The 1,498-nt window shown below is 28.6% G+C and carries 2 protein-coding genes; both read left to right on the plus strand.

Annotated elements, in window-relative coordinates; translation table 11 throughout:
• The first annotated feature begins 168 nt into the window (after positions 1 to 168).
• The gene (locus M4I23_RS19435; protein WP_158851012.1) at positions 169 to 585 is read left to right on the plus strand and encodes a hypothetical protein; all 417 of its coding nucleotides are present in this window, start codon (positions 169 to 171) and stop codon (positions 583 to 585) included.
• Positions 578 to 1,219: a hypothetical protein gene (locus M4I23_RS19440; protein ID WP_158851014.1), complete on the plus strand. Its 642-nt coding sequence runs from the start codon at positions 578 to 580 to the stop codon at positions 1,217 to 1,219. The genes M4I23_RS19435 and M4I23_RS19440 overlap by 8 nt, the downstream gene beginning before the upstream one ends.
• Positions 1,220 to 1,498 lie beyond the last annotated feature (279 nt).

Consider the following 1,498-nt stretch of genomic DNA (forward strand, 5'->3'; position numbering starts at 1 on the left):
AACATCAAATACAAATCCTATCGAAAAAATAATGTAAATTTACCTGAACTTACGATTTAAGAACAGACCTAGTTCAAACTATTTTTTTGCCTTCTAAACGGCTATAAAAAATCTTTTGAACGTTAAAATATTAACTAAAAAGAGTCAACCTATTTCAGTATAATACATTTGTCAATTCTTGAAATAGCCACTAATTTTTTGCATGAGGGCATTCATGCAGAAATATATAGATATGTCCATGAAAATGGCGGAAATGTAGACCCTAATGATAGAATTAATTTGTATAATTCATACATAGCAGCAAAAGTAGAATCTGGAAGCCTTGCAAATACAGGCGAGGCCCAACATCAACACATGGCAGATAGATATGTTTATCCAATAGCAAGAGCCATAAGAGAGATAGATAACAAAAGGTTTAGTCTGGAGTACTATTTACCTTTTGGCTGGATAGGGTTAAGCGCCTACGGGAAAGATGGTTACTATAATGAAAACATAGATTATGTTTTTTTCGATTTAAATGATATGGGGGCTAAAATAAAACAAATTGCAAATACTTCAAACGCAGAAAATGGTTGTAATGAATAAAACATATAGAACTTTAATTGGCTTATTAGCGTTAATAACTTTTATTGGTTGTAACAATAAAAAAACGCTGCCAGTAACCAATAAGAGCACTAATACTAGCGAAATAATTAGTAAAGTTATAGATAGTGTGGCGGTACGTCTATCCCCTAGAGATTTATCGCCAATTAATACTAAAGGTAGATTTACAGTTAAAGATTCCATTAGAGTCCATGAAAAACTAATAGACTACATTAATGAATTCAGAACCATAGCAATAGACACAAGCTTAGCATTAAACATACCCGATTTTGAGTTGATTGAAGATATGTTTTCAGGTTTTACAAAAGTTTATGACAATAGTAGAAGCATACATATTGATATAGATAAAATAAAACTAAAAAGAGTAACTAACACTTTTTATTTTGATTCCATAGTATATTTAAACCCTTCTGACCATATTGGAAAATATAGAGATTATAAAAACATTGATTACAGGTTTAATTTTTCAAAAATTGTATATAATGACAAAAAAGATAAAGCTGCTATTCGATGTCAGTATCGATTTGAAGATAGATCACCTAATATGTCATTATTTTATTTAGAAAAAACAAACAACATTTGGGAAATAAAAAAATCATATCATTTTATTTTTTAAATCTAAAACACATTTAAATTATCCTAGCACAAATTAAATACAAACCACAACACGTTATATAAAAAATAGCAGTTAAGAGCTAAACCAAAAATTTGGTTCTTTTCTGCTATCTTTATATTTTAATTAAAAATAGGCACATATAAATCTGCTACTTTTCATATAACCAAACGTTGTAAAACATTTGACCCAATGAATTTTCCTGAAATAGGTTGACTAAAAATTAAACCATTAATTATAGTCACTTATGAAAACAAAAAATGAACACTGGCGAAAAAAAAG

This window comes from Algibacter sp. L4_22 (assembly GCF_023473045.1).
Taxonomy (GTDB): Bacteria; Bacteroidota; Bacteroidia; order Flavobacteriales; family Flavobacteriaceae; genus Algibacter.

Excerpts from the sequence above, each read along its gene's own strand:
- M4I23_RS19440 (WP_158851014.1), top strand. The coding sequence starts at position 578 with ATGAATAAAACATATAGAACTTTAATTGGCTTATTAGCGTTAATAACT.